The following is a 26,371-nucleotide window of genomic DNA, read 5'->3' as shown; positions in this document are numbered from 1 at the left end:
GTGTACATATTTATAGTTTGGGGATACACAACCATAACACAGGGTTACTGCAGCACTTACAGTCCATTAAGAGTTAAGCTTCTGCAGAGCGGGACACTGTTCCTACTTTCCCTTTTAACAATTTGCTTCCTACAAGCAACATAACAGTAGAAATGTGGCCGACTACGAGATGACCATAGAACAAAATCCAAAGATACGTTTCATTTGGACCTATTCCATTGGTTGACGCTTTCATAAAAGCTAGCCAAGCTCCAATCATGAAAGGAATCTGTATTAAAGCCATTGTTCGTTTGTTACGCAGCCATAAGAAAACAGGTGTAATGCTAAAAAGAATTAAATAGGCTAGTAAAAATACCATTAAAACCATGTCCATTCTCCTCTACAAGATGACTTTACTCTTTCTTTATGTAAGGGCTTACATGTATCATAACATACCGTTCACAAAATTGTAACAACTTTTTTAAAAAAGTTTTCACTTACATGTTATGCAGGAAAGTTCAAAAACGTGAATAGGCGAGACTACCCTATTCACAATAGTCTCACCATTTCATTTTTCTTTGATCATTCACTTTTTTAATTTCGGATAAATCACATTTTGGTTTTCGGTCATACGTTAACAGACCATTGATTTCTTGTTCCACATCGGTTAATTGTGTGTAGCAAAAACCACTAATAATGGGTGATGCAAACAGAGCGTTTGTATAAGCTTTGTATTCAGCTAGGAGCTCTTCACTTGATGTTACAGCTGAATATCCCCAGCCATCTGAATCATCTACTTTATAGGCGATACCGCCATATTCTGTAAGCATAATTGGGACACCATTGTACCTGTATCCTTTTGCGTAAATTCTACGATCAGATGGGGTCGATTCAACTGCAGAATCGACAGTTTGATAAAGTTCCTTCAGCTCCTCAGCGGAACGGTAATTATGAATCCCGCAAATGTCCGATATGGTATGTTCCCATCCGTCGTTGGACAGAACGGGCCGTGTTTGGTCGAGGGACTTTGTTAGATAATACATCCCCAATGAGTGATCTTGTTGTTGCGTCTCGTGAGCTACTCTTGATATACCCCAGCTTTCATTTAATGGAACCCAGGCAACTATGCTTGGGTGGTTATAATCTCTATTTATAGCTTCTATCCATTCTGCATTTATCCGCTGAACAGCCTTTTCACTATATTCTGAGCAGTTGGCCATTTCTCCCCAAACGAGGAAACCAAGTTTATCAGCCCAATAGAGATAGCGCGGATCCTCTATTTTTTGATGCTTTCGAGCTCCATTGAAGCCCATTTCTTTGGATAGAATAATATCCTTCTTGAGTGCTTCATCTGATGGAGCCGTTAATAAGCTTTCTGGGAAATACCCTTGATCTAAGACAAGCTTTTGGTAGTAAGGCTTATTATTAAGCATAAATTTCCCATCTTCTATAGAAACTTTTCGCATACCAAAATAACTTTCAATACGGTCTAAATTTTTGTCTCCATCTAATAAAGAGAGATGAACATCAAACAGGTTAGGATGTTCAGGGGACCAATACCAACCAGGACCGTGAATATTACTCCGGTCTGTGCACCTATTTCTTATGTGGAAGCTTCTTTTTATATAAGCGTTTATGGTTGAGATCCTCTCCGAAACGATCTTTTCTCCGCGGAAATAAATATCTACTTGCAATTGCAAGTCTGCACCTGTGTTATTTATAATTTCCGTTTCTAAATCGATGTCACCGCGATCAATGTCAGGTGTCCATCGGATAGAATCTATTCTGCTAGGTTCAACGGGTTCCATCCATACGGTTTGCCAGATTCCTGTTGTCCTCGTGTAAAATATCGATTCAGGCTTTTCGTGCCAATATTGTTTTCCTCTCGGGATGGTGACATCCTCTGAGGGGTCTTCGACACGAACCACTATGGAGTTTTCTCCATCTTTAAGGGCATTAGTCATATTTACTGAAAAGGGCGTATGCCCCCCCTCATGAAAGGTGAGTAGTTCTCCATTTACATAGACCCAAGCTCGATAGTCAACAGCCCCAAAATGAAGAAGCTGTTGTTTTCCTTCCCATTCTTTCGGAATGGTGAAGTGTCGTTGGTACCAAACCACATCATGAAAGCTCGGATCTCCAATGCTGCTTTTTTCTGTTTGGTAGGCAAAGGGTACGATGATTTTCTTTCCTGTAGGGAAGGATTGATACCATTTTTCTGTTAACCCCTTATTTTCATCATCAATAGCGAAATTCCAATCTCCGTTTAAATTTACCCATTCGCTTCGTTTGAATTGGGGTCTAGGATATTCGTTTTGTAAGTTTGCCATTTGTCATACCTCCGCTGTTATTTAATCCCAGTTTGCGTAATTCCTTTTATGAGTTGTTTTTGTCCAATTAAAAATAGAATCAAGATTGGTACAGTAGCAATCGTTGTTAGGGCCATCAGTTTTCCGAAGGAGGAAACAAAGCTTCCTTGTTGCATAATGGCAATTCCTGTTGTAATCGTCCGCATCTCTGGTGTATTTGTTGCGACTAGTGGCCACAGGAAATCGTTGTAGATTTGCATAAAGGAAAAGATCGCTAATGTCCACATGATAGGTCGGGCTGACGGAAGAACGACTCTAGTGAAAATCTTCCATTTGTTTGCACCATCTAGGACAGCTGCTTCTTCCAATTCTTTCGGGAACCCTCTGAAAAATTGGTACAGTAGGAACACTCCAAATGCATTGGCCGTATAAGGGAAAATTAATGCTGCATACGTGTTTAAGAGGCCTAATTGGCTAAATTGCATGTACATCGGTAAAAATGTAATGACAAAAGGGATCATTAATGTACTGATGAATAAAGGAAATAGGAATTTCTTAAATGGCACATCTAATCTTGCCAGACCATATGCGGCCATTGCATCCACGGCAACGATAATCGCAGTACCAGCGATTCCTACAAAAATGGAGTTAAACATCCACTTAAAAATAGGTACCGTAATCATATCGGAGAATAAGGTGTACGTGTAATTCTCCCAGGTGAATTGTTTAGGGATCCAATTCAACCCACCAGCTATTGCTTCAAAGTCACTTTTGAAGGAGGTGGAGATCATCCAAACGATCGGAATAAGGAACAAAATAGCCATAACGGTTGCTAATAAGATTAGTAATGTTTTTTTGCCAGGGCTTTTCATCTTATTTACCTCCTCGTATATTATGTTTAGGCCCTCTATTAAGAGCCTTCAATCTTTACAATTTCCCTGCTTTCTATGTCAAAAAGTCTTGGACACCCTGAGATATTTCTAGATAATGGTTTTAGGATCATTTGGGACAATTCTTTCTCCTCCTGTGGCTCGACCACACTTCAAGACTGTTTCCCAGTGTACGTGCGGAACTTCCTACTCGCAGGCTGTGCACCTTGGTATTCGAACCTAGATGTTAGTAGCTCTAGGGCGGCTTTCGAACCAAGGATAGTACTGATACACGAGGTTGCTGATCGGCGTTCACACTAGGGATATCTCAGGGCGTCCAAGAAACAAGTACCAATGATTCTCATTTGAAAGGAGGGTATCCCCCATGAAATTATTTGCTGGATTAGATGTTAGTTCTTTTGATATCAAGGTTTGTTTACTAAATGGTGAAGGAGACAAACTCAGAACCTTCACCGTATCCAATGATTTACCAGGTGCTACAGAATTACGAAATTCTATATTAGAGTGTGTAAAAGGCCAAAAGGTTGATACACTCAAAATCGGTCTTGAGTCTACGTCGGTTTATAGCTTTCATCCATCTATGTTTTTTCATAATGACGAGTCACTCAAGGCACTTGGTACACAAGTTTTTGTTATGAATCCCAAACAGATAAAGAACTTTAAGAAGAGTTATAGCGATATGGACAAAACCGATGAGATTGATGCGTTTGTTATCGCCGATTATCTTCGCTTTGGCCGGGCCAATATGTCTGTTGTTAAAGAGAGCCAATATATAGCGCTCCAACAACTTACACGCTCAAGATATCAACTCGTTCATCAAGTGACAAAAGAAAAGCAGCACTTTCTCCAACACTTGAGTTTCAAATGCAATACCTTTCAAGAGGAAGTGGACTCTTCCGTTTTTGGTAATGCGATGATGGAACTCTTTTTCGAGAAATTTAGCTTGGAAGAACTGTCACAAATGCCATTGGAAGATCTAGCTGCATTCCTTCAAGAGAAAGGGAAAAATCGTTTTGGAGATCCCGAATGTGTAGCGAGATCCATTCAAAAAGCTGTCCGTTCTTCCTATCGATTAGATAAGGTTGTTGAAGATTCTATTGATCTCATCCTTGGCACCACTATTGAAGTGATTCGCACACTTCAGAAACAAATAAAAGAGATTGATAAAGCCATAAAACGAATCATGGCTGGATTAACCGAAACACTTGAAACTATCCCTGGCATTGGACCTGTGTTTTCTGCTGGCATTATTGCTGAAATTGGCCAAATTGAACGCTTTGATGATGAGACAAAGATTGCTAAATACGCGGGCCTCTATTGGCGTAAAAATCAATCAGGACGCTTTACAGCTGAAGATACTTCGCTATCTCGTAATGGGAATCAGTATCTTAGATATTACCTTGTTGAAGCCGCCAACTCGGTAAGAAGACAAGTTCCTGAGTACCAAGAGTATTACGCGAAGAAATACAAAGAAGTACCAAAACACCAACATAAAAGGGCACTCGTCTTAACCGCAAGAAAATTAGTACGTTTGGTTGATGCGCTACTACGCAATCACCAAGTCTACACGTCGAAAAGGAGCGTGAATGAATGAAGCATAACTAGCTTCTAAATCCTTTTCGAAACTCCCAGTAATTTACATATTTTACTGGTCTAGTTTCGTGTTGCCTTTTTTAATAAATTTGGACCTTGATAATCAAATATTTAATTAATTTTGACTTGACATATTACCGCAGGTCTTTAGCTGGGTTAGCGATTTTGAATTGAATAACGGAGATAATCATCATAAGCAAGGCCATTAGAATCGCCATAGCTGATGCAGAACCAAGTTCCCGTTGGGTAAACGCCTGCTCGACAATTTCTATGAGAAGAACTTCTGTGGAGTCGCCTGGTCCACCTCGTGTCATTAAATAGGGCTGACCATATACGTTAAACGATGCAATCGTTGATGTGATGACGACGAATAGCATAATCGGTCGTATCGTTGGTAATGTGATGTGAACAAACTTGCTCCAGGCACTTGCACCGTCAATGGCCGCTGCTTCATAATACTCCTCCGGCACTTCATTAAGAGCGTTTATAAAGATAATCATGTTAAAACCAATGGTCCACCAGATAGTTGCGGCAACAATAGATACCCAAGCAAAGGGTTGCTCCGTTAACCATGCGATAGGCTGATCCATTCCTAGCTTCATTAAGAAGATATTTAAAAAACCTGAGTTTGTATCTAGAATCCATAGAAAAATAATAGATATAACCGAAACCGAAATCGCATAAGGAATGAAATAGATGGTCCGAAATAATCCTCTTATTTTTTTAGGTAATGCATTTAGTAACAGAGCCAAAGCCAGCCCGATAATAACCAATAGTGGAACAGAGTATAAGACAAATTGAAATGTTTTCCAAAGACCTTCTAGGAACATGGTTGATAAAGCCGAATCTGGTGTGAAGATTTCTACGTAGTTTGCAAATCCAATGAAAGGATGCTCTTTGGATAATAAGTTATAATCATGAAAGCTAATGTAAATCCCGTAAACTAGTGGAATAAGCATAAAGCCTATAAACAAAAGTAGGTAGGGAAGAACAAACAGAAATGATGTGAACTTAGTGTTTAGATTCTTGTTTTTCTTCCTATTCTGACTTGCCATCCTTTTCACCTCAATTAAGGGAATCATCTTTAAAGAAGAAAGACAAGCAAGTTCATCACTTGCCTATCTTTCTGGTGGATGTTTAATTACTTAGTGCTTTAGTAGCTTTTTCTTGTGCCTCCGCTAGAGCCTCTTCTGCACTCTTTTCCCCAAGTAATGTAAGGTTGATTGCTTCAAAAAGTGGATCTGTTGCTAGACCCCAATTTTCTACATCAGGAGTAAAGGTTACATAATCAAATTGCTTGGCAACTTGTGGAGATTGTTTGTTCACTTCTTGGAATTCGTCACTCTCATAAATGGCTTTGGATGCAGGTGCTTGCCCGGACTCTGCCCAAGCCATTCCGTTGTCTCCCACATATTTAATGAAGTCTGTGATTCCTTCCACTTTGTTTTCCTTTACATCTTTAGGAATGACAAAGTTATGAGAGTTGGCATAAACGGCTTGTTGTTCGGTACCTAACTGCGGAACAGGAGCAACTCCAAAGTTAATTCCAGCATCTTGCCATTGCTTAAGCATCCACGGTCCATTTAGGTGCATCGCATTTTTACCTTGTAGGAATAACGTTACTTCCCCATCTTGTTGAACGTTTTCAGGGGATACTTTGTATTTTTCAATTAAGTCTCTTTCAAACTGTAGAGCATTTACAACAGCATCTGACGTAAAGTTTACTGATCCGTCTTTATAAAGCTGTCCACCATTCTGTGCAACGATGGTTGGGAAAATAAACTGCTGTGGCCATAGCGTAGGGACAGCAAATCCATATTGGTTTTTATCTGTATCTGTTAACTTTTCGGCATACTGTAAAAATTCTTCTCTTGTTTGTGGTGGAGAATCTGGATCTAGTCCTGCTGCTTCAAAAAGGTCCTTGTTCCAATAAAAGAGAAGGGGATGAATATCTAAAGGGACTCCAAAAAGATTTCCGTTTACGGTTGCACCTTCAATTCCCTTTTCATGATATTGTTCTTTTGTAATGACATCTCCCATTAAATCATTGAGGTTTTTCAGAACATCTTTTTCCGAATAAGTAAAGATTTGATCGCCGTGCATGATCAGGACATCTGGCATATTCTTTTCCCCATTGAAAGCCAAATCTACTGTTTTGTAATATTCCGTTTGCGGGACAATTTGGAAATTAACCTTGTACTTGTCTTGAGATTTGTTATAGGCGTCCACAATTTCCTTCATCTTCGGACCATCAGGACCGGAGAATGGTGCCCAGAAGGAAATTTCGGATGTATCTGATTCCCCACCTTCATCAGAAGTGGTAGGCGTACCATCGTTCCCACTACATGCAGCTAATAAGCTAATAAGGATTAACAACAATCCAAGTCCTAGCCATTTTTTACATTTTTCCATTTCATTCACCTCTTCACTAAAAATATAAAGCGCTTTCAAAATGTTCGTAAACTAAAGTCAATCTTTCATCACAGGGCCATTCTGTTCTGTTTCACTGGGAAGTCCTTTTTCAACCGTTGGCCACCCATCTTTCCAAATGATCGGATCAATCATGAGTGGGCGTCTTGTTGCACCTGTCCATAATAGAGGTTCCTCTTTTTCTATGGCATGGTACACAATCCAATCTTGTCCCTCATCGTCTTGCATAATGGCATTATGTCCCGGTCCTGCAAAATTACTAGATTCAGAGGATTCAAGTATGGTAGTACCACCATTTTTCATAAGAGACTCTCCATTTTGATCCACATAAGGTCCATCTAATTGCTTTGATCTGGCGACTGCGACATAGTACGTACTGTTTTGACCATCGCAACAAGATCCTTTTGACCCAAAGAAATAGTAGTAGTCATTTCTTTCGATTATATAAGGTGCTTCGAAAGCGTCCCCAGCAATCTGGAAGGGTTCTCCGCTGACAGCAAGCCCATCTTCGGATAGCTTGACTCCGTATATTCCATGGAAGCTTCCCCAGAATAAGTAGGGCTGATCGTCTTCGAAATAGAAATAAGGATCGATAGAGTTGGCTACTCCAATTTCTTCACTTGTAAAAAGCTTTCCTTTATCTTGAAACGGACCACTTGGTTTTTCGGAAACTGCTACTCCGATTCCTGGATTAGCATCACCCCAGATGGATAATGAATAGTAAAGGTAATATTTCTCTTTGTAAAATGTAATATCTGGAGCCCAAATACTTCCAGATCCTTTCCAAGAAGGTTTCGTTTGAAAAGCTTCCCCAGCATACTCCCAGTCCACGAGATTGCTAGATCTAAGGATGGGTACTAGTTTTGTTTCGGACTGATCCCCCCAAGCATCTTCTGTTCCATACGCATAAAAATAACCATCTTTTCCTTTAATGATAGCCGGATCGGCGAGAACTGGTTCGAATACTGGGTTGGTGTACGTCGTTTGGTTGGAGTTGTTCGAACAGCTTGTCATGAGTACGAGAATGAAAGCTATCATCAAAAAGTATCTGATTATGGATATCCGGTTTCACTCCTTTCCAATGTTTTAGGTTGCAAACATATTATATTACAAATATATGTTTTATTTCAATAAATATTATAATAAAAAATAAAAAGTTGTAATAAAAAACTCCTTCCATGTTGTGGAAGGAGTTTGCTTAATCTGTATATTGCAGTTTCATCAAGATTCCTTGTTCGTAATTTCCGAATTTAGATCCGAATAGATTTAATCCACCTTGATTAGGGGAATCTTCTTTTATTCCGATTTTGAAGGAAATGTAGGGTTTATCTTGAATAGCAAGGGTTTCAATAGTGAAAGCGTCGGATACTTTCATGCCGTCCAGATAGACCCCATCGTTTGTTACTTTCCAATTTTTTAATAGCCCGTATTGGGTGTGATTGGTCATCCACCAAGTAGGGGTTAATAGTCCTCGTTCACCCCCGAAGTCGCCAGGAGAAGTCCATGTTCCCAATTCATGTCCATTTAGCCAAAACGTAATATCGGATGGCCAATCTAAACGATGTAAAGGTGCTTCTGAACATAATTCTGCACTAAATTCGATTTGTTTTGCAGATTTTCCATAAGGTAGTCTATTCGGAAATCGGTATTCGACATAACCTGTTCGAAAGAAAATGAGTTCACCTTGTACTCGCTCTGCCTCGTAAAAAGACCTTGGATCATCCTGCATTCCTATGTAATCATCCAGTCCAACAATGCCACAACTTGGTTCAACATGACAGTCTGCATAATCGCCAACTGGCATCTCATAGGTTAGCATTTGACCTTGGTTGGTTTCCTTAGGACCAATATCAATAATAATTTGATCGTAGGTTTTTGTATTTACTTTTTGAGTACCACGTCCGGGGAGTAGTTCCGTTGAAATTAACTGAACATCCTCGAGCTTCTTGACATTGACCGCTGTCGTTGAAAAAGGTAAACCTAATCTTTCGGATAGTTCATTTACGTTATGAGGTCTCTCACTTAATAGTTTTAGAATAGCCATACGGTGTTTATTGGATATAGCTTTACAAACCTCGATGGCATCTTCAAAGGTTAATTGCAACGTTCTCATCAAGTTCACACGCCTTTTATTTCAACTTTTATTGTAATATTAATCAATATTCTATCATGAATTACATGAAAAGTGTAAAATATTAACGAAATATGGAAAAATGAATTAGGGAGAACTTTACAAATTTTAAGGGGTGAAAATGATGGATGTCCAAACATATATGAACTACGACGCGCTAGGCTTAGCTGAACTAGTCGAGAAAAAAGAAGTGTCACCTAAGGAGTTAATCGAAGTCGCTTTTGAACGATTGGAGGCTGTTAACCCGGAGCTTCAAGCAGTCATTCGAACGAGAAAGGAACAAGCTGTGCAGGAAATTGGGAAAGAACATGGCCCGTTTTCTGGTGTACCCATTCTCCTTAAGGACATTTCGCAGGCTATCGAAGGGGAGAAGCTGACTGCTGGTGCTAAACTGTTGAAGAATCATGTTGCCAAACATGACTCTAACTTTGTATCCCGAATCCGTACAGCAGGATTTTCGATTATTGGTCAAACGAATACACCAGAGTTTGGCTTGAAAAATATCACTGATCCACAGCTTTATGGTCCTACCAAAAATCCATGGAATACGGAGCATTATGCAGGAGGTTCGAGTGGCGGGGCAACGTCAGCGGTGGCTTCTGGAATTGTTCCTTTAGCGGGGGCTAGCGATGGAGGGGGATCGATTCGAATTCCTGCTTCCTTTACCGGACTATTCGGGCTAAAACCAACCCGTGGGAGAACTCCAGTTGGTCCGGGAGTCGGTCGTCAGTGGCAAGGTGCTTCGATTGATTTTGCTGTTTCACGTACGGTTCGGGATAGTGCGGCTTTATTGGATTGGATGCAAACGATTCAGCCAGAAGCTGCTTTTCAAACACCGTTATTTGAAGGAAGTTATTTAGAAGAAACGATGAAACAATCGAAGCGCAAATATCGAGTTGCCTTTTCGATGAAATCGCCAGTAGACACACCAGTAAGCTTTGAAGCACAAAGGGCAGTACAAAAGGTTGTTAGCTGGTTAGAAAAAGAGGGACACTATGTGGAGGAAAAGGACAATGGGGTAGATGGGGTGCGCTTAATGCACAACTACTACTTGATGAATAACGGAGAAATTGCATCTATGCTTGAGTCTATGGAAAAAGGCTTAGGAAGAGATGTGACACTTGATGATGTCGAACTTATCACATGGGCTCTTTATCAATCTGGAAAATACGTAACAGCTTCGGAATTTACACAAAGTTTGACAGAATGGGACAATGCTAGTGCGAAAATGGCAGATTTACATAAGGAATATGACTTTTACATAACCCCTACGAATGCAGATGTTGCACCTAGGTTAGGGGAATTAGAAGTGAGCGAGGAAATAAAAGAACGCTTGATTCATATTGCTAGGAAAACCAAAAAAGAACAACAGCGTCTCGTTTACGATATGTTTTTACCTAGCTTAACTTTTACCCCGTTTACTCAACTAGCCAACTTAACTGGTCAACCAGCTATGACGGTGCCGGTACATCTGACCGAAGGTGGACTTCCCATAGGAGTTCAGTTTATGGCACCAAAAGGAAAGGAAAATTGGTTGTTTGCTGTAGCTGCAGAGCTGGAAAGAAGCCCTATCTGGGTTGGGATGAACGGAAATCCGATGATGTAAGTCACACAAGGAAAAAATGATAGTTGCAATTGTTGTCTAACCCTGGGGGATTATCCCTCGGGGTTTTGTTGTTTCGTGACACCGGAAACCTAACATTAATCATAAACATCTATTTCACTCATAGTATACTAACAGGATGTATCAAATCTGAGTAATGAGAATATAGCTGTTTGTCATTAGATAAGGGACAGGTTGCTAGGAGGGGGAAACATGTCAAGGTTCGGTGTAGCTATCATATTGTTACTGACATTGTGTTTTTTTATCCCTTTTCATGGGGTGCAGGCCGAAACGTCGATAAGCAATCTCCAAAAGGAAATAGACGTATTGAAAAAAGAAATGGAAGAGCTTAAAAAAACGTTGGCGAATAATGGCTCCAATGAGCAAAAATCGGAAACGGAAAAATCAGCGGAGACGAGTAATCAATCCTCACAATCATCTAATGCAATCAAAGCCTTTGAAAATATAGAGAAAAGTTTGAATGAGTTAAAGCAAATTGTTACGGGGAGTAATTCCAACAACGCGGACGGCACAACAGATGAATCGAATAAATCAAACAATCAATCGACAAGTACAGCGGAAGAAATTAATCAGATCAAAAAAAGCATCGAGCAGTTACAACAGGCGTTGGGAAATGGTCAGTCGGGAAATTCCAATTCTATGGACCAACAAAATTCCGGCTCAACGAATGGAATGCAGGAGCAGAGCAACGGGAACTCCGGTCAATCAATGGGAAGTATGGATCAGTCTCAACAAAACTCTGGTTCTGAAGTTTCAAAGGATGCAGGTAATGATAACCTTTTCAGTAATATCGTTACCGTATTTAAGATTATCTTAATGGTCTTAGTATTGATATTAGTCATTAGTTTAGTCGCTTATTTTATCAGTCTGATCAAAGAAAAAGGTGCGGAACGAAAGAAAAAACACCAAGAGAAGGACTGATTTAATCTTCCATTAATCGAGCTAGTAAAGGAGATAGCATGAGCAAACGAAAAAGAAACCCTCCCTTTGATATGATGTTACATTGGATATCCGCAATCTTAGTATTTTTGTTAATGATTAGTGGGATGAGTATTATTGGGGCGAAGTTTAGTTGGATATTTGGAGATCACTTTGCGCTTGCAGATATTACACATCGTATTGTCGGTGTTTTTTGGGTTCTATGGATGTTAGTTATTGTTTGTTATGAAGTCTATCAAATGGTGACGAGTAAGATCCCAAAACGGAGATGGATTCCTATTGGGATGAAAGGTTTTGGTGGCTTTAATTTAACTACCTCCTTACTAATGATTTTTAGCGGGTTTCTCTTGTGGTTTTTGCCTTCTGTTCCCTTTATTTATGCAACCTTTGCTTTTGCTATCCATGAGTTCTTTGCCTTTTTTCTCTTATTTGCTATCGTCTGGCACATTATTAAAAAACGCCATGTCTTCCGAGTAACCATATTCAGAAAAAAAAGTGGGAAGTAAATGGAGCTTGCAATTCTAGTAGGGAGGAGGGAATAGTTTGCGGAACCCTTGGTTTGTCGTGATCGTGAGAACAGTGGCATTCTTATTTTTAATGCTAGCAGCGACCGTGTTGATTTGTTTGGTTAATCCGGTATTAACTATGGAACAGATCATGACTTATATGAAGAGTATCGCAATAGCGTGCCAGTCTAATTCACTGATGTCATCCATGGTGTGGCAAACGATGATGGGCCAATTTGGAGGTCATAATGGGAACGCCTTATTATCCGCTGTAACGATTGTTTCCTTTGGAATGATCCCGTTTATTACTATTTGGGGTTTATGGCTTCGTAGACATATTGAGGATGCAAGATGAAACGAAAGAAAATTCCATTTTACTTTCTTATTATGTGCATTGTAGTTTTATTCTATTTATGTTTCGCTATTTTCATTTTTCTGCAACCAGAATATACTAACCAACCGTCTATGCCTAATATGTTATCCAGGGCTATGATACTGGTATTACAACAAACACGTAGGCAAGATCTTTACCTAACACCAATGATGGAGGCTTGTGCCGACCTATGTAAGAATATGGACGCATGGATGCCACAACACGGTAATCCAGTTTTAGATGTGACCAATTATGTCCTGTCTTTTATGTTAATTATCTGTATCGCCTTGTTGGTAGGGTGGGTCATTGTATTTGTTTTGTTATCCCCCCTTAAACAACGAAGTAAGAAAAAAACGACAAAAGAGAAGAAATTATTAAGAAAGCAACTAATCATCTTTTTATCCATTATCATTTTTGCGGTGTTATGGCTCATTGTGATGGTAGAGCAAAATCCGAACGTATTACAAATGGGTCTGTATTTTTGGATATACAGTTTTTTTGCGTTTTTAATCGTCGTGGTACTCGTAGTATTAATCATTGGGTCGATTTCTCAGTTGTATGAATTTTTGAAAAATCAGTGGTTTCCGAAGAAACGAGCGAAGTGAAGTCATTAAGGTGGTGAATCAAAATGAATATGGATGTGGAAAAATGGTTGAAGCTGATTTTATATCTGCTTGTTGCCATTGTTCTGTTTGGAATACTCGGTATTGTGTTTCAGCAAGCATTTACTACTACTAGGATGATGGGACCAAGCTCTATAGGTGTTGCGAATTCCGTTTTTATGGATTTTCTAAATTTTTTCTTTTATAGTCTGATTGTTATTTTGGTTCTGGTTATCTTAGCAAGTGTTTTTATTTTTAGTATAAAGTTTGCTCAAAGCCTATTTGAAAAAAAGTGATATACGTATATTTGTTTCTAGAATAGGCAGCTTGTAACACAGATTCTTCTTTTTTTCATAGGATAGAAAATATAAGGAGGGAGATATGATGAGTCCAAGACAGCGACCATTTTTAAAACTTACCGTTTGGTCAGTAGTCGCAATTCTTGTATTTGGATTAATAGAATTCCTATTTGTCGGATTCGTAGGAACAGGTATCGGTACAGGGGGACAATCTGGTGGCGGTTTTACTGGCGTTGGAGCTGCTGTTTCCCTTTTTAACTTTATATTCGTTGCTTTAATTATATTAGCGGTTATTGGGTTATTAATCGGTTTAGTTGGAATTACGATTCGTTATTTTGAACGGCATGATATGGATTTATTTGATGATGATCGTGACCGTGACCGTGACCGCGGTAGAGACGACAGATACGATGACGAATATGAGCGACGCAGGGAACGTCCTCGTCGATCTTCACACAGGTAGGCGAGGAGAATGTGGTGGAGTGTAAAAAAATTCATTCTTGTTTCTATAAGTATTCTACTAGGTTTCTTTACGTATAAATTGCCTATTGTCAATCAAATTTTTAATTATAAGACCTCTTTTGATTTGTCTGCTTTTTATCTCATGATATTGTTATATTTTTTTACGAAGCCCGTAGACAAAGACAAAGCGTCCGATTCCCAAGAGGAGGAGGCATCGGATGAAGATGATCAGGAGCAGGAGGACCTTTATGAAAATTAATGAATATTGGAAGAAGCTAAAGTTTGATAAATCTGGAATCGTCTATGAAGAAAATTGGAATGTTTTTTTAAAATGGTTGGAAGAAAAATTGTTTAAAGAAAGGAGGAGATGATTGTGGCGCAGGGAGAATCAAGATTTCCTGGGGGGCCGTTAACACAATGGCAGTGGGACCGTATGGAGGATATAGTTGTCGAAACAGCCGCTGACAAAATTGTTGCCGCTCGATTTCTAGATATATATGGACCAATTGGTTCAGGATATCAGTCAATAAACAATCCCATTTATACGAAGCCAGAACCAGCTAGTATTAGTATGTATGGCGATGAATTAGACGTTGCTAAACCGGATAAAAGTAAAACCCTAGATATTCCTATCTTATACAAGGATTTTATCATCCATTGGCGTGATATGGAGCAAGCAGAAGAAACCGATAAACCACTTGATTTTTCTGGAGCCGCAAGTGCAGCAAGTGATGTGGCATTAAAAGAGGATGACTTAATCTTTAATGGGTCAGAATCGTTAAGCATACCTGGCTTAATGAACGTGATGGGGAGAGAGAAAGTGCAATGTAGTGATTGGTCCAGTCAAGAAGGGAATGCCTTTCAAGATATCGTGGATGCAAGAAATAAACTGATGGAAAATGGTCATACTGGGCCTTTTGCTATGGCTTTATCACCGGAAGCATATGCTCAACTCCATCAGGTTCATGGTGATTCAAAAGTGTTAGAAATTGAACATGTTCGTGGTTTATTCGAAGATGGGGTCTATCAATCATCGCAAATTAAAAATGGATGTGGTGTCATAGTCGCAACAGGAGAGCAAAATGTCGATATTGCAATCGCACAGGATGTTACGGTTTACTTTTTAAATGATGATACGTTAAACAGTTATTTTAGAGTGCTGGAATGTTTAGTGCCAAGAATCAAACGTCCTACTGCGATTTGCACGTTGGAAAATTAAATCCACCCGTTAGCTTCTTAACCTACTCCACCTCACTAGTTCGTTTATTTGCTTTTTATGGAGAGGTGTATGATGTTTGAACATTGTGTTGAAGTTATCAGAAACTTAATTAGGAAATGGAAGAGGTTTTTTAAGAAATTGATGTTTTATATGGAAACGGCCCTACTGGTTTTGTTTTATATCGCGGTTTTCTTTTTGCTAATTTGGGTTATGTCCATTATCCAATCTGCTTGGCAAGTTAGTTTAGATGAGAATGATAGGAATCCAACTATACAAGCCACTGCCCCACTTTTATCGAAAACAACCAAGATTCACCAAAATTTTCCCTATTCAACCAATCTCCTCAATCCGAAATACCAATCTTATGAACCTCTTCTGAAAAACACAGAGGTTTCACCAGCTAATCAAACAAAAGAACAAGTCTCTCCTTCCCAAACAGAAATTACTGGATCAAAGGAAGGAAATGTTCGAGAATTTATAATAACTGGGTATCCAAATAAAGTGAAAATCGACGACCAATTAACCATCAATGGATGGACATTTAATAAAACGATTCCGGCCCCGGTGTTAAGAGTAAAAGAAGGAGAGCAGGTACGAATTATATTGCGCAATCGAATACCTGATGTGAAGACAACGATTCATCTTCATGGCCTTCCTAAACGAAATGCAGCTGACGGTGTTCCGTTGCTTACACAACCCTATGTGAATTATGGAGAAGAATATGTATATGAGTTCGTTGCTGGACCAGCAGGTACGTATTCCTATCATAGTCATGGGGATGTTAAGCAGCTCGATAAAGGGATGTTTGGGCCATTTATTATCGAACCAACTCAGCCAACGAAATACCCTGAAGCTACAACCGAATGGATAGCAAGTATAGATGAAATGAACATTGCTGGTGAGGGAAATGCACCGCCGGCAACAGACGGTAATAGAATGGATCAAAGTATGATGCAAAGGAGGATGCCGAACGCCATTCTGGGTACGGCAGACCTCTATAATGTATTTACGATTAACGGAAAGCGTGATCCGAAACAAGCGTTTAAGGCTGAAACAAATGAATGGGTCCGCTTACGTTTATTAAACTTTGGTTTTCAAACCCATCGAATAAAGGTTGAGGGGATGAAGATGTATGTTACCCACACAGACGGATTTCCTCTACCAGCAGCCCAACAGGTCAAAGAAGTAGTTATATCTCCTTATGAGCGTGTAGATGTTTTTTTAAGAGGGGAAAAACCGGGTGAATATGCATTGTATGATACGGATTATGGTCATAGTGAACTAGGAATGCGAGCAAAAGTAGTTCTCACACCTGGTGATGACAATCAGAAGCCAGCCTCATTACCAATGGCGGATTCAATAAAGAATGCCCCAAAATATCAAGGGCTTGTGGCAGGACTTCCTGGCCCTGATACTAGAGAATATGATCGTGTATATAACATGAAACTTGGTATGACAATGGGATCTAATGGGATGTCGTGGGCGATTAATAACATACCATTTAGCTCCTATGAAGAGTTAGAACCATATAAAGTACAAGAGGGCGAAGTCGTCAAACTGAATTTATTTAACATGTCACCGGAGAGTCATCCAATGCATTTACATGGGCATCATTTTTCCATCGTGTCTATCAATGGTCAAACATTGGAGGAACCATGGCTGTCCAAGGATACCGTTAATGTAAGGCCTATGCAGCAAATATCAATTGCCTTCAAAGCGGATAATCCAGGTGATTGGAACTTTCATTGTCATCAGTCACACCATGCCGACAGTGGCCTTGTAACCTATTTTTCCTATGATGAGTATAAAGGCTCGTATGAGGGGAATGGGTCATGATTGTATTCGGATAGGAATACAATGCTAGTAATATTAGATAGCTTTAAGGAAAAGAGAAAGGAGGTTTTGGATGAGAAACAGATGGCTAAGGATAGCCCTATACACCGTTGTGGGTATCTTTATATTCGGTATATTAATAGTTGCAATCCCCTTCTTCATGCCTAATCAAACCGCTACTAATTCAACCGAAACCTCATTTGGATCAGCGACAACAAGTAACAATAATCAAGGGCAGTCCCAACAATCGAGTTCTTCGCAAGCGCAATCGAATAACCAAAGTGGTCAAAGTGGAAACAACATGCAGCAATCTGAATCAGGGCAGGCTAATAGTCAAAGTCAAACCTCAACAATGACAGGTGCTGGAACAGCAGAAGGTCAAAATTCGAATATGTCTGGTAACAGTAGTGCAACAGGAAATGAAAGATCAAGCATGGCTGGTAATGATAGCTCAAGTGGAGAGTCAGGCTCCAGTATGTCTAACACTAGTGAGTCAGGAGGAAGCTCTGACTCCAGTTCTAATAGTTCTTCCGGGATGAGTGGTTCCCCATCGCCTGGTTCAATGGGCAGTCCACCAGCAGGGACACCAGGATCTAGTATGGCCGGAATGGGAAGTCCTGCCGGAGGGAGTGGTAGTTCAACTATGTCAGGATCGAGTGGAGGCACAACTACAGGTGGAAGCTCCAGTACATCAGGATCGAGTGAAAGTACAAACACGAGTGGAAGCTCCAGTATGTCTGGGGCAAGTGGAGGCACGAGCTCCGGCTCCAGTATGTCAGGATCTAGCTCAGGAGGTTCCTCTATGAGTGGTCGTAGAATGATGATGATGAGAATGGGTCGCAGTAATATGGCAAACAGGCCGAATCAACAACCTCCTAGCATGAACCAATCTAGCAGTTCTGGGGGCTCAAACAGTTCACAATCCACGGGTGCTAGTAATAAGGAGACTTCTTCACAGAAGCAGGGAAGTGAAGAATCTGCTAGGAACGATCAGGATGCAACAGAGCTACCTGGGTATTTATTTTCTATTTTTAACCCCCCTTCTTCTCCAGGACTCGGTTCTTTTTTCTTTTACGCATTTGCTGGCATCATTATCTTATTTGTGCTTGTGCTATTAGTAGGTGTGACGGGTCTGGTTGTTGCCTATTTCCAGCGAGCAAGAAGGAATATTCGACAACCAAAGCCAGAAGTCTCAAGGAATGAGGGGTGAATTCGTATTGCGCGTTTATGGTGGAGATGGATAAAAATCTCGTTAATCGGGTTAGTAGTTTTTAGCTTTGCTGAATTATTAGTTATGGCTTACTTTGATGGTGCACCAATCACATTACATGGATTGACTGGAAATCTAGGAGTTGTTATTGGAGTCTTATTTACAGCATTCTTAGTAGGCTTTGTCACTGTTTTTATCTATGTGTTTGCTCGAGTAAACTCACTCTTAGAAAGGGATATTCCAAGAAACTTTGACAATGATTCTTAAGAAATGAGGGGTAAATATGTTAGAAACTTTTTTTAAAGTAATTGCACATGCCATATTTCTGATGGTTGGTCTCGCTCTGTCCTCTTACCTTCGAACGTACTTTATCTCCATGTTTAATCGTAAGTAATTCAGATTCATAATTATCTATTTTATTCATAGTTTAGTAGTGGCAAAAATTCTTTACACAACATCCTTTTCTTGAGAGAGGAGGAGCCTTTCCATTGAAGCATCTGTTGTTAGTAGGTGCTGGTCATGCACATTTATATGTTTTAAAAAAATTAGGAAAACATTCATTATCTGATGTCAAAGTTACGTTACTGAGCCCGAATGAACATCAATATTATTCTGGTATGCTAGCTGGTTGTGTAGAGGGGATCTATTCCATTGATGACATTCGAATTTATATTGGACAGATGTTAAAGAAAGCAAAGGTTCAGTGGATAAAAGATGTTGCGGTTTCCATTGATCCCGAAAACAAAACTGTCCAAACCGGTAATGGTGAGTTTCTTCCTTATGATGCCGTATCTTTTGATATAGGTTCCTTGACATCTGGAACAGATTTACCAGGAGTTTTGGAATACGCCGAGACTTTGAAGCCGAATTATCGGTTTCCGGTACTGCTGGAAAAGGTTCGAAATGCGGAAGAACTTGTCATTGTTGGAGGAGGAGTGGCTGGCACGGAACTTGCGTTTGCTTTGCAAACATGGCGTAACCAAAATGGAAAAAAACCACTATCCTTAATCAGCTCATCGAATCTTATGGAAAAGGGTGCTCCATATGTTTCGGAAAGGGTGAAACGTTTCCTCGTTAAAAAGGGAGCAAAGCTTTATTTGTTTCAACGGGCAAGTGAAGTAAACAGAGACAATATTGTATTGTCCCCTACCGATTCAAAGGTTCCATTTGATGCACTTCTTTGGGTAACAGGCCCAAGTCCGCCAAAGCTTTTTGCTGAGTCTTCACTACCGAATGCAAATGGATACTTACTTGTTGAGGATACCCTTCAAGCGAGCGGATACCCCTCCATTTTTGGAGTGGGTGATTGTATCCAAATGACAGAGTCACCACCGTTGGCAAAGGCAGGGGTATATCCAGTGCGGCAAGCACCGTACTTGTGGAAAAATATAAAGGGCTTTTTTCAAGGATCGAGAATGCGACGTTATAAACCGCATTTTTCTTTTTTATCGATTTTGGCAACCGGAAATAGAGAAGGACTTATGCTATATCTAGGGCGTGCTTTCCATGGACGACTTATTTGGCTTATTAAAACGTTTATGGATCGGAGGTTTATTTGGTTATATATACGTCGCAAAAGAGAGGAACACCAAGTATCCAGTAAATGGTTGACGATTTTCGCGTGTACGCTAATAACAACCATATTAGTTGGATTAATCTTTCTTTTTGTTGTGAGCACCTATCATCCTGTCATGAGTACGATGGCGACATTTTTTTCTTCTTTCATTAATCGTTTTTTTGCAGGACTCTTTTTCTTCTTCCTGATTATTTTAATACTGGTTCTCTTTTTCGAACGAATATCGTTTAAGTAGAAGCTCATGCAAAAAGGAAAGGAGTTAATTCGGATGAAGGGCTATGATTTGATCGTTGTTGGAGGCGGTGCTGGGGGGTTAACGGTTGCGGCAGGGGCGGCTAGTTTTGGAGCGCGGGTTGCACTTGTAGAAAGGAAGCCCTCTTTAGGTGGGGATTGTCTTCACAATGGTTGTATCCCTACGAAAGCACTCATGGAAGATGCAAAAAAGATATTTGAAATCAATAAAAATGCAAAGAAATTTGGTATTCAAGTATCGGGACAGTTTGATTTGTCTATTGCAATGAAGAGAGTAAAAGCAGTCATTAATCGGATACAGGAATCGGATAGTGACAGCCGGTTTATTGATATGGGTGTTGATCTTTATAAAGGAAATGGAAGGTTCGTTACGGAGCATCAGATTATGATCGGTAGTGACATTCGAATAGAGGGAAAACGATTTGTGCTTGCAACAGGAACAAGCCCAATTGTACCTGATATACCAGGTGTAGAACACACTTCCTTTTTTACAAATGAAACGATTTTTGAAATGGAAGAAACACCAGAAAGGCTTGTTGTGATAGGTGGTGGCCCAACTAATTTAGAGCTTGGTCAATCCTTTGCTCGATTTGGCTCAAAGGTTACCGTAATGGAGCAAGGTGCTACTATTTTGCAACAAGAGGATAGGGACATATCGTTCGCTCTGAAAAATAAACTAGAGCAGGAGATTTCATTTTGCATGGGTGCTAGAGTGACAGAGATAGCTGAAGTCAATAAGCTGAAAAAGGTAACGTATGAACAAGATGGAGAAGTGAAAGAGACCTTTGCTGAGGAGGTTTTAGTAGGGGTAGGAAGAAAGGCCAATTCACAAGATATGGGATTAGAACAAATCGGTGTTCAGGTGGACAAATTGGGAAATATCGTGGTCAATGATTATCTCCAAACCTCAAAATCTCACATTTTTGCAATTGGCGATGTGAATGGACAATGTCGATTTACAAACACCGCTGGTATGGAAGGGAAGTTAGTCGTGCAAAATGCTGTATTTGGCTTGAGACAGAAGATTCGTTACGACAACATTCCATGGGCTTTCTATACAGATCCCGAAATATTTCATATCGGTTTGACAAAACAAGAAGCAGTAAACAAATACGGAAATAGCATCCGAAGTTATTGTGTACGAGCGTCTGAGGTTGATCGTTTTATAACCAATGATGATACTTATGGTTTTATAAAAATATTGACAAATAAAAAAGGAATGATTATAGGGGCACATGCAATTGGAAGGAATGCAAGTGACTGGATGCAGGAGCTAGTGTTTGCCAAAACAAAGAATCATAAATTAAGAGATATCTCCACTGTGCTGCATCCTTATCCAACCCGCACCGAAATTCTACAGCAGGCAGCAGATCTATACTGGCGTAGAAAGTTATTCAATGGAACATGGACAAAGTGGACAAAGAAATTTATCCGCTTGCTTCGGTAAGGAGGTTAGTTTGTGGGTTCTCGTATAAGTATAATTATTCCGACATGGAATGAGGAAGACCATATCCTGCCATTACTGGACGTGTTATCCCAGCTGAGTGATATAGAAATTATAATTGCCGATGGGGGAAGTGAAGATCGTACTTGTTCTATAGCTGAAAAATATGGTCAAGTTATTTCCTGTGAACGTGGTCGCGCTTGTCAAATGAATAGTGGGGCTAATCAAGCAAAAGGCGAGATACTTTGGTTCCTACACGCAGACTCCTTGGTAACTAGTAATCTGGATGATTCCATTCGAACGGCAATGGAAGATCCTTCCGTAATAGGCGGAGGCTTTTCCATGTATTTTGATGACTCCTCCTTCATGCTTGATTTGATTGCAAGAGGATCCAATTTCAGAGCAAAGTATTTCCACTTGTATTTTGGGGATCAAGGGTTCTTTATTCGACGTTCCGTATTTGAAGAGGTTGGTGGTTTCCCTTTGGTTTCGCTAATGGAAGATTGGATGTTATCCAGGATAACAAGGAATAAAGGAAAGCTTAAGCTTTTATCAGACCCCATCGTCACATCCTCTAGACGGTTCAGAAAAAATGGGATCCTACCTACGTTTCTTCTGATGCAGAAAATTAAAATTTTATTTATTTTGGGGGTTCCCACCGCGAAATTAGAAAGGATGTATAGGCGTGGTTGATCAAATAGGAATGAAGCCTAGCGTCCTTATTATGGCCAAGGCACCGATTCCAGGATTTTGTAAGACGAGGCTACAACCAATGTTTTCACCAGAAGAGTGTGCTAGATTACAAGCTTCCTTATTACTAGATTTAGTAGAGCTAAAAAAACAATTAGAACCAGATATTCAAGTGTGGATTTCTTTTACTCCAGAAACAAAAGAAGATTATTTTAAGTCCCTATTCTGTCGTGTTTTCCCTCAGGTAGGTATGGATTTAGGAGAACGGATGCATAATGGACTGGCTTATTTAGTCAAGAATTCTAACCAACCGGTTTTGATCATAGGAACGGATACACCATTAAAAAAAGAGGACATTTATTTAGCTATAAACAAATTGTCTAAGCACCCCATTGTGATTGGTCCTGCAGTTGATGGTGGTTATTATTTAATCGGTTTAACACAGGATGTTCCAGAAGTTTTTGAAAATATGGAATGGGGTGTGAGCTCTGTTTTTGATGAAACAATGAAACGTTTCCAGACGTTAGATCTTCCTGTGTCCGTCTTGCAGGAGAAAAGGGATATCGACAATTGGGACGACTTGATCTTCTATCAGACTTTGAAAACAAATGACCACCTTGATAGGTGGAAAACTAGATTCTTATTACCGAAGCTCAAAGAGAGAAGGGATATCCGTGTTAGATAAAGCCCTTACGAAAGAAGATGTGAATAGGTATGTAAAGGGTAATCCTTCCCTATTTTCTAAACATACAGATGTGACTTGTAAGGAAATTGGGGACGGAAATATGAATTATGTGTTTCGAGTTCATGATCGAGGTAATGAAGCTGATAGCGTTGTCATAAAACAGGCTCTTCCTTATATGCGATCGGTGGGGCCAACATGGCCACTTTCATCTGAACGTATTTTTGTAGAATATAAAGCATTAAAGCTGCAAAAAAAAATTTGCCCAGAACTTGTACCAGATGTTTACCTTTTTGATGAGGAGATGTCCCTGTTTTTTATGGAAGATCTCTCTACTTTTCACAGCTTACGAGATGGTCTCATCGATAAGCAAACATATGGTAACCTGGCCGAGCACTTAGGTACATTTCTTGCAAGAATGTTGTTTTTTACATCTGAATTTGGAGCTAGTTTGAAGGAACGTCAGAAGTTTCAAGAGCAATTCGAAAATAAATCCATGTGCCAAATATCACAAGATTTCATTTTCACCTACCCTTTTATGGAACACGAGATGAATCGTTATAATCCCAATCTTGAAAATATTGTACAAGCTCTCTACCGGGATACATCTTTACAAGAGGAATTAGATAACTTGAAAACCCTATTTATGACTAAGAAACAAGCTGTTCTACATGGAGATTTGCATACAGGAAGCGTGTTGGTTTCGAACAAGCAGACCATGATTATTGATGCAGAATTTGCCTTCTATGGTCCAATCGGATTTGATATGGGACTATTCTTTGCAAATGTGCTGCTAAATTATAGTGTCCATTGGCAAAACAAACAAACTGCTTACTGTGAGTATTTACTTCAAGTGATTCGTTCCGTATGGGTACATTTTGACCATACCTTTCATAGATTGACAAGTAATTCTGACCAAAAAGAATTTCTCACTACTATTTTTGACGACTCATTAGGATTTGCAGGCTGTGAGATGATGCGACGAATTTTAGGGACATCTAACGTTACGGATATAGAAAATATCGAAGATCAGAAAATAAGGACTGTTGTGGAGACTTTTGCATTAAAACTAGGCAAACATCTGGCAGTAGATAGACACCAATTAAAAGACATAAATCAACTAATTCTCAGTGTCCAAAACCTATCAAGCAAACAACTACTCTAAAAATGTAGGAGTGTGATTCTTTGAAACGAAGCATTTATTTACCTTTAACGGCGGTGTGTATTATTAGTATCTTGGTTGTTATTTTTGTTAATCAAGCAGATAACGTAAATAGTTCGAATGGTAAGAATAATAACCATGATCAGTTATTGCAAAAAGATTGGTCCGATATTTTATCAGTTGCTAAAGGAAAGACGGTTCATTTTTATATGTGGGGTGGAAACGAATTCACCAATCGGTATATAGATGAATGGGTGGCGCCACGTCTTAAAGAAAAATTAGATATTACGATGAATCGAGTGCCAGTAAAAGATATAAACGACACGATTAATAAATTGGTGGCAGAAAAGCAAGCCGGGAAAACAGATGGAAGTGTCGATATGATGTGGATAAATGGAGAAAACTTTCTTAGTGCAAAACAAAATCAATTATTGTGGGGATCTTTTTCCTCTAAGTTACCTAATGTTCAAAAATATGTGGATCAAGATTCACCTTCAATCAAGTATGACTTTGGTGAACCTACAAATGGATTGGAGTCACCATGGAGCAAAGCACAATTTGTTTTTATATACGATTCTAGCAAAATAAAGAATCCGCCTAAGTCAGCTTCTGAGCTTAAAGATTGGGTAAAGGAACACCCAGGTAAATTCACTTACCCAGCTCCCCCTGACTTCACTGGCAGTGCGTTTATTCGCAATATGTTATATGAAACAACAGGAGGCGCTGATCAGTATTTGATGCCAGTCGATGAACAAAAAGGATTGGAAAAGAAAGTACAACCACTGTGGACTTTTCTAAATGAGATTGAACCATATTTATGGAGGGAAGGGAAAACGTATCCTGAAACGGTTAGTAAGTTGGATCAGCTATATGCAGATGGTGCGGTTTGGATGACGATGAGCTATGATCCATCCCATGCGGCTAATGGAGTTAAGAATGGGAACTTTCCTGAAACCACTCGTACGTTTGTGTTGGAGGAAGGAACTTTATCTAACACAAGTTATTTATCCATTCCTTTTAATGCTAAAAACAAAGCGGCTGCAATGGCTACTATTAATTTTATGCAATCCCCTTCAGCTCAGATTGCCAAAGCAGATCCGGAAAAATGGGGTGCGTTAATGGCCATCGAACCAGATAAACTATCTACTCAACAACGCAATCAATTAGAGGAATTGGATAAGGGAGAAGCCACATTACCTACAGATGTGCTGACCAAACATCGAGTTCCAGAAATCCCAGCAGACTATGTGGATCTACTAGAAGAGAGATGGTTGGAGAATGTGGCTAAATAATAAACATCTACTATACTTACTGCCTGCGGTAAGTGTTGTATTTTTCCTGTTTATCGGTGGTTTTATAGAAGGATTCATTCAAAGCATGGGCTATTTTCCTGCTGCAGGTGAGCGTGAATTCTCTTTTCACTATTATCAAAAAATACTGTTCTCACAAGATTTTTGGGATTCACTCCTTCTAACATTACGAATTGCTTTTCTGTCTTCCGTTTTTGCGGGAATACTTGGAATGGTTGTGTGTGTGTGCTTGTTTTTTTTATCCCTTTCAAGTAAAAAGAAACATAATCAGTTTTGGCAGAAATTTTTTCAATTGCCGATGGCTGTTCCTCCTTTAGTCACTGCATTCTTAATTGTTCTTTTGTTAGGACAAAGCGGTTGGATTTCTCGTATATTCGGTTCCTTTGAATGGGTAGATCAAATCAATCAATTTCCTATTCTGACTAATGATTCATTTGGTTGGGGGATCATTATTGCCTATACATGGAAGGAAGCAGCTTTTATTGCACTAATGCTTCAACCGATGCTTTCACGGATTCATGGTTCATGGTTGGATGTTTCGAAAGTATTTGGTTGTGGGAAATGGTCCTTTTTTCGAGAAATTATGTTCCCGTTACTCATCCCAGCATGGACTTCGGCTACCTTTATTGTGTTCGCTTTTACTTTTTCAGCATTTGAAGTTCCTTTCTTATTAGGGGTAACCTATCCGAAAATGTTACCTGTCCTTTCCTATAGCTTATATACAAGCGGAGGACTTGAGGCACGGCCAGAAGCATTAGCGATCAATGTCATTCTTGTATTCCTTGTGATTCTAATAGGATTAATCGCTTATCGACTAAGTAAACGTTGGTACACGAATGAGCAGGGAGGGTGGTGA

At 39.6% G+C, this 26,371-nt stretch carries 28 protein-coding genes; 21 read left to right on the top strand and 7 right to left on the bottom strand.

Annotated features, from left to right (window positions below):
* Nucleotides 1-73: 73 nt before the first annotated feature.
* The 3 genes from KO561_RS15890 to KO561_RS15880 all read right to left on the bottom strand — a co-directional run bounded on the left by KO561_RS15890 (nt 74) and on the right by KO561_RS15880 (nt 3,160).
* Complete coding sequence (locus KO561_RS15890) at nt 74-367, bottom strand: spore morphogenesis/germination protein YwcE (RefSeq protein WP_231094247.1); 294 nt, start codon at nt 365-367, stop codon at nt 74-76.
* Between the two features lie 172 nt (nt 368-539).
* Complete coding sequence (locus tag KO561_RS15885) at nt 540-2,309, bottom strand: glycoside hydrolase family 2 protein (protein ID WP_231094246.1); 1,770 nt, start codon at nt 2,307-2,309, stop codon at nt 540-542.
* A gap of 17 nt (nt 2,310-2,326) precedes the next feature.
* Nucleotides 2,327-3,160: a carbohydrate ABC transporter permease gene (locus KO561_RS15880; RefSeq protein ID WP_231094245.1), complete on the bottom strand. Its 834-nt coding sequence runs from the start codon at nt 3,158-3,160 to the stop codon at nt 2,327-2,329.
* A 382-nt stretch (nt 3,161-3,542) separates the two neighbouring features.
* Between KO561_RS15880 and KO561_RS15875 the strand changes: the two genes are divergently transcribed.
* A complete protein-coding gene (locus tag KO561_RS15875) occupies nt 3,543-4,772 on the top strand; it encodes an IS110 family RNA-guided transposase (protein WP_231094244.1) in 1,230 nt (409 codons plus the stop codon).
* A gap of 133 nt (nt 4,773-4,905) precedes the next feature.
* Here the strand turns inward: KO561_RS15875 and KO561_RS15870 are convergent, their stop codons facing one another.
* From KO561_RS15870 to KO561_RS15855, 4 genes are all read right to left on the bottom strand, one after another.
* The gene (locus KO561_RS15870; protein ID WP_231094243.1) at nt 4,906-5,826 is read right to left on the bottom strand and encodes a carbohydrate ABC transporter permease; all 921 of its coding nucleotides are present in this window, start codon (nt 5,824-5,826) and stop codon (nt 4,906-4,908) included.
* Between the two features lie 82 nt (nt 5,827-5,908).
* Nucleotides 5,909-7,183 (bottom strand): ABC transporter substrate-binding protein, encoded by a 1,275-nt coding sequence (locus tag KO561_RS15865; protein WP_231094242.1) that lies wholly within the window; start codon nt 7,181-7,183, stop codon nt 5,909-5,911.
* A 57-nt stretch (nt 7,184-7,240) separates the two neighbouring features.
* Nucleotides 7,241-8,239 (bottom strand): family 43 glycosylhydrolase, encoded by a 999-nt coding sequence (locus KO561_RS15860; RefSeq protein ID WP_231094241.1) that lies wholly within the window; start codon nt 8,237-8,239, stop codon nt 7,241-7,243.
* Between the two features lie 160 nt (nt 8,240-8,399).
* Nucleotides 8,400-9,314, bottom strand: coding sequence for an ArsR/SmtB family transcription factor (locus KO561_RS15855; RefSeq protein ID WP_231094240.1), 915 nt, complete (start codon nt 9,312-9,314; stop codon nt 8,400-8,402).
* 142 nt (nt 9,315-9,456) lie between these two features.
* On the opposite strand from KO561_RS15855, the gene KO561_RS15850 reads away from it, so the two are divergent.
* The 20 genes from KO561_RS15850 to KO561_RS15760 all read left to right on the top strand — a co-directional run bounded on the left by KO561_RS15850 (nt 9,457) and on the right by KO561_RS15760 (nt 26,371).
* Nucleotides 9,457-10,938 carry an amidase gene (locus tag KO561_RS15850; protein WP_231094239.1) on the top strand — a complete coding sequence of 494 codons (1,482 nt, stop codon included), beginning with the start codon at nt 9,457-9,459 and terminating at the stop codon, nt 10,936-10,938.
* A 210-nt stretch (nt 10,939-11,148) separates the two neighbouring features.
* Nucleotides 11,149-11,877, top strand: a complete 729-nt coding sequence (locus tag KO561_RS15845) for an MSCRAMM family adhesin SdrC (RefSeq protein WP_231094238.1) — start codon at nt 11,149-11,151, stop codon at nt 11,875-11,877.
* 38 nt (nt 11,878-11,915) lie between these two features.
* A complete protein-coding gene (locus tag KO561_RS15840; protein ID WP_231094237.1) occupies nt 11,916-12,401 on the top strand; it encodes a cytochrome b/b6 domain-containing protein in 486 nt (161 codons plus the stop codon).
* A 37-nt stretch (nt 12,402-12,438) separates the two neighbouring features.
* Nucleotides 12,439-12,756 carry a hypothetical protein gene (locus tag KO561_RS15835; RefSeq protein WP_231094236.1) on the top strand — a complete coding sequence of 106 codons (318 nt, stop codon included), beginning with the start codon at nt 12,439-12,441 and terminating at the stop codon, nt 12,754-12,756.
* The gene (locus KO561_RS15830) at nt 12,753-13,379 is read left to right on the top strand and encodes a hypothetical protein (protein WP_231094235.1); all 627 of its coding nucleotides are present in this window, start codon (nt 12,753-12,755) and stop codon (nt 13,377-13,379) included. The genes KO561_RS15835 and KO561_RS15830 overlap by 4 nt, the downstream gene beginning before the upstream one ends.
* A gap of 23 nt (nt 13,380-13,402) precedes the next feature.
* Complete coding sequence (locus KO561_RS15825; protein WP_231094234.1) at nt 13,403-13,672, top strand: hypothetical protein; 270 nt, start codon at nt 13,403-13,405, stop codon at nt 13,670-13,672.
* An 88-nt stretch (nt 13,673-13,760) separates the two neighbouring features.
* The gene (locus KO561_RS15820) at nt 13,761-14,138 is read left to right on the top strand and encodes a hypothetical protein (protein WP_231094233.1); all 378 of its coding nucleotides are present in this window, start codon (nt 13,761-13,763) and stop codon (nt 14,136-14,138) included.
* A gap of 9 nt (nt 14,139-14,147) precedes the next feature.
* On the top strand, nt 14,148-14,396 hold the full coding sequence (locus KO561_RS15815; RefSeq protein ID WP_231094232.1) for a hypothetical protein: 249 nt from the start codon (nt 14,148-14,150) through the stop codon (nt 14,394-14,396).
* Entirely contained in the window at nt 14,386-14,508 is a 123-nt protein-coding gene (locus tag KO561_RS20460) for a hypothetical protein (RefSeq protein WP_269140667.1), read from the top strand. Before KO561_RS15815 ends, KO561_RS20460 begins: the two co-directional genes overlap by 11 nt.
* Nucleotides 14,509-14,510: 2 nt before the next feature.
* Nucleotides 14,511-15,356 carry a family 1 encapsulin nanocompartment shell protein gene (locus tag KO561_RS15810; RefSeq protein WP_269140666.1) on the top strand — a complete coding sequence of 282 codons (846 nt, stop codon included), beginning with the start codon at nt 14,511-14,513 and terminating at the stop codon, nt 15,354-15,356.
* A 72-nt stretch (nt 15,357-15,428) separates the two neighbouring features.
* Nucleotides 15,429-17,192 (top strand): multicopper oxidase family protein, encoded by a 1,764-nt coding sequence (locus tag KO561_RS15805; protein ID WP_231094231.1) that lies wholly within the window; start codon nt 15,429-15,431, stop codon nt 17,190-17,192.
* Between the two features lie 70 nt (nt 17,193-17,262).
* Nucleotides 17,263-18,399: a hypothetical protein gene (locus KO561_RS15800; protein WP_231094230.1), complete on the top strand. Its 1,137-nt coding sequence runs from the start codon at nt 17,263-17,265 to the stop codon at nt 18,397-18,399.
* A gap of 84 nt (nt 18,400-18,483) precedes the next feature.
* Nucleotides 18,484-18,666: a hypothetical protein gene (locus KO561_RS15795; RefSeq protein WP_231094229.1), complete on the top strand. Its 183-nt coding sequence runs from the start codon at nt 18,484-18,486 to the stop codon at nt 18,664-18,666.
* Between the two features lie 221 nt (nt 18,667-18,887).
* Nucleotides 18,888-20,210, top strand: coding sequence for an NAD(P)/FAD-dependent oxidoreductase (locus KO561_RS15790; protein ID WP_231094228.1), 1,323 nt, complete (start codon nt 18,888-18,890; stop codon nt 20,208-20,210).
* Nucleotides 20,211-20,243: 33 nt separating this feature from the next.
* Nucleotides 20,244-21,674, top strand: coding sequence for a dihydrolipoyl dehydrogenase family protein (locus KO561_RS15785; protein ID WP_231094227.1), 1,431 nt, complete (start codon nt 20,244-20,246; stop codon nt 21,672-21,674).
* A 12-nt stretch (nt 21,675-21,686) separates the two neighbouring features.
* Nucleotides 21,687-22,364, top strand: coding sequence for a TIGR04283 family arsenosugar biosynthesis glycosyltransferase (locus tag KO561_RS15780; RefSeq protein ID WP_231094226.1), 678 nt, complete (start codon nt 21,687-21,689; stop codon nt 22,362-22,364).
* Complete coding sequence (locus KO561_RS15775) at nt 22,357-23,046, top strand: TIGR04282 family arsenosugar biosynthesis glycosyltransferase (protein ID WP_231094225.1); 690 nt, start codon at nt 22,357-22,359, stop codon at nt 23,044-23,046. Before KO561_RS15780 ends, KO561_RS15775 begins: the two co-directional genes overlap by 8 nt.
* Nucleotides 23,036-24,208, top strand: a complete 1,173-nt coding sequence (gene mtnK / locus KO561_RS15770) for an S-methyl-5-thioribose kinase (protein WP_231094224.1) — start codon at nt 23,036-23,038, stop codon at nt 24,206-24,208. The genes KO561_RS15775 and mtnK overlap by 11 nt, the downstream gene beginning before the upstream one ends.
* Before the next feature lie 20 nt (nt 24,209-24,228).
* A complete protein-coding gene (locus KO561_RS15765; RefSeq protein WP_231094223.1) occupies nt 24,229-25,497 on the top strand; it encodes an ABC transporter substrate-binding protein in 1,269 nt (422 codons plus the stop codon).
* Complete coding sequence (locus KO561_RS15760) at nt 25,484-26,371, top strand: ABC transporter permease (RefSeq protein WP_231094222.1); 888 nt, start codon at nt 25,484-25,486, stop codon at nt 26,369-26,371. Before KO561_RS15765 ends, KO561_RS15760 begins: the two co-directional genes overlap by 14 nt.

The organism is Radiobacillus kanasensis (assembly GCF_021049245.1).
In the GTDB taxonomy this organism is placed as follows: Bacteria; Bacillota; Bacilli; order Bacillales; family Amphibacillaceae; genus Radiobacillus; species Radiobacillus kanasensis.
The sequence above is the reverse complement of the archived record's forward strand: the minus strand, read 5'-3'. Positions and strand labels throughout refer to the sequence as shown.